We start from the raw sequence: 2,658 nt of genomic DNA, 5'->3' as shown, positions 1-2,658 counted from the left end.
GAGGTTATGGATGCTGAAGAAAAACCCGACCGCAGTGCAGGCACTTTCAAACCTATTACGCGCGCAAAAAGAAGCTATGTTGTGCAGCCCGGTGACACATATTACAGCATTGCTGTTGAATACGGACTGCCAGCTTATGCCTTGTTTGCCATGAATGGCGGCAACTCAGATCCGCTTGAAGCCAACGACACCATCTGGATTCCCGACACCAGCCCCATTACATCGTTCAGCGAAACGGATGGCCCACAAACCTATACTGTACGCAAGGGCGACACGCTGTATGGTATTGCGCGGCGGACGGGCACCAATGTGCGGTCCATTTCCAATTTAAATGAATTGAATTCTCCGAGCTTGCGTATCGGGCAGGTGATTAAACTGCCTGCGCCTGATCCTGTACAAAAGCCGGCCAAAGCACAGAATATCCCCCCGCTTTATGAAGTTGGGCCCGTTTCGCTTTACCCGGAGACCTTTGCCGGCCGCCTCACCGCAAGTGGCGACCCATATGACCCGGCACGCTTCACCGTCAGCCACCCTGAACTGGCAATTGATACCATCGTACTCCTAACAAATCCTATTTCCGGCCGTAAGACTTTTGCAGAAGTGAATGACCGGGGCCCAATCGACTCACGTTATATCATGGATGTATCTGCTATTGTAGCACGCGAACTTGGCCTGACCTTTGGCGAAGACGAAGAAATCCAGATACGCGTTGTCGAGTAGTTAGCAAACAGCCCCTCTCCCCAGAAAACAACCTTTGTTGCCACCCTGGTGCAGATGACTGAAACCGTAAGCCAGCAAGAACCTGATCCAATTGAAGCGATCGAGCCGACCTACCTGTCTGCTACGCGAACGGGTACGTATGGCTTTCTGAGTGCCATCCCGCTCATCTTGATGTATGAGACGCTTATCATTTCGGCAAATGAAGGGCGGGTAGGGCAAGTTCGGGTAAGCTCTGAATTATGGCTCAAACAATGGTTTCAGTTCATTGATGGACCTACTACCCTGATCATGGGTGGTGTTTTGCTCGTTGTTGGTTTCTGTATTTTGATGTACGAACGGAAGAAACGCATTCCGCTTCGTCCTGCCTATTTTTTCGGAATTGTAATTGAAAGCGGGTTTTATGCCATCATTGTTGCGCTCCTCGTATCGCAACTGGTGTGGTCCCTGTTTTCAGCCTATGCTCCGACTTTGCTACTTGCCGGCGCCCAACTTGAGCAAGAGACGATATGGATGCAATTGGCCCTCTCTATTGGCGCTGGCATCTATGAAGAACTGCTGTTTCGTGTGATTCTCGTAGGTGGACTGTACGCCATCCTGAAGGCTATACTCGGATTCCAGACGGCTGCATACATTGTGGCTGCGGTAGCCGGCGCCCTTATGTTCAGCGGTATTCACTACATGGGCCCGCTTGGTGACGACTTCACCGCCCAGTCTTTTCTATTCAGATTTTTCTTTGGCCTCGCACTCAATGTGATATACCTCGTGCGCGGATTTGGCGTTGCTGCATGGACACACGCCCTGTATGACGTTATGATCGTCACCAAGATGCTAGGATAGCACCTGAAACTACCAGCTTATAGCATCGTGTACTACTTGTGACCCATCACACTCTCCTATCTGCAAACAACCATGTTTAACACCTTCCGCACAGGCGCGCTCATGGCGTTCCTGATCGTTCTTTTTGCACTCGTTGGCAACGCAATAGCAGGCACGCAGGGTCTGGTCATCGCATTTGTTGTTGCTGTGGCCATGAACTTTGCCAGCTACTGGTTCAGCGACAAAATTGTCCTGAAGATGTACAAAGCACAGGAAGTAGGACCACAAGATTCTCCTGAATTGTACGAAATGGTTGACCGGCTCCGCCAGCGCGCCAACCTCCCAATGCCGGCGGTTTACATTATCCCAAACAACCAGCCAAATGCCTTTGCTACGGGCCGAAACCCAGAAAACTCTGCCGTAGCAGTCACAAACGGTATCGTGCGCCTGCTGAACAAGGAAGAACTCGAAGGGGTCATTGGCCACGAACTTGCGCACATCAAAAACAGAGATATCCTGACTTCCTCTATCGCCGCAACCGTAGCTTCCGGTATAACGCTACTCACACGGTTTGCTTTCTTCTTTGGCGGTGGCAGAGACCGGGGCAATGCCCTCGTGAGCTTACTGATGTTGATCCTTGCGCCAATTGCCGCATTTCTAATCCAGATGGCAATCTCCCGCTCCCGCGAATACGTTGCTGATCGGGATGGTGCTGAAATCGCTCAGAATCCTCGGGCACTCGCAAATGCGTTGGCGCGCTTGCATCAGGGTGTTGAACGGAATCCTATGCCGGCTACTGAGGCCACAGCGCACATGTTTATCGTGAGTCCGCTGTTTGGCAAAGGCGGACTAAAGAGCCTGTTCACCACGCACCCGCCAGCTGAAGAACGCATCCAGCGCCTGCTGGCTATGGAGAAAGAGCGGTAGTTGAAGGTTGAAGGTTGAAGGAATGTAAACTTCGAAGTTCAACATTCCTTACTCGGTGTCAGGGGGGGCAGAAAAATTTATTTATCCAATGTGCGGGGATACCATAAAGTACATTGCGCTCAATAGATGTGTCTCCGGGGCCTTTTGTCCGTGCTAAATCACAAGAGCTAGACGCATCTCTACATTAAAGCTCAT

3 protein-coding genes are annotated in these 2,658 nt (G+C 51.1%); all 3 read left to right on the top strand.

Going from position 1 to position 2,658, the window contains the following annotated elements; genetic code table 11:
- The coding region (locus AAF564_26605; GenBank protein MEM8489144.1) for a LysM peptidoglycan-binding domain-containing protein at positions 1 to 720 on the top strand (720 nt) is incomplete at its 5' end.
- 54 nt (positions 721 to 774) lie between these two features.
- Positions 775 to 1,557: a CPBP family intramembrane glutamic endopeptidase gene (locus tag AAF564_26600; protein ID MEM8489143.1), complete on the top strand. Its 783-nt coding sequence runs from the start codon at positions 775 to 777 to the stop codon at positions 1,555 to 1,557.
- A gap of 72 nt (positions 1,558 to 1,629) precedes the next feature.
- Positions 1,630 to 2,463, top strand: a complete 834-nt coding sequence (gene htpX, locus AAF564_26595) for a zinc metalloprotease HtpX (protein ID MEM8489142.1) — start codon at positions 1,630 to 1,632, stop codon at positions 2,461 to 2,463.
- The last annotated feature ends 195 nt before the right edge of the window (positions 2,464 to 2,658 follow it).

The organism is Bacteroidota bacterium (genome assembly GCA_039111535.1).
Classification (GTDB): domain Bacteria; phylum Bacteroidota; class Rhodothermia; order Rhodothermales; family JAHQVL01; genus JBCCIM01.
Note: the sequence above shows the minus strand (reverse complement) of the source record. Positions and strands in the feature narration are given on the sequence as shown.

Bases quoted from the DNA above. Each gene is read 5' to 3' on its own strand.
- htpX (MEM8489142.1), top strand. From the start codon at position 1,630: ATGTTTAACACCTTCCGCACAGGCGCGCTCATGGCGTTCCTGATCGTT.
- AAF564_26600 (MEM8489143.1), top strand. From the start codon at position 775: ATGACTGAAACCGTAAGCCAGCAAGAACCTGATCCAATTGAAGCGATC.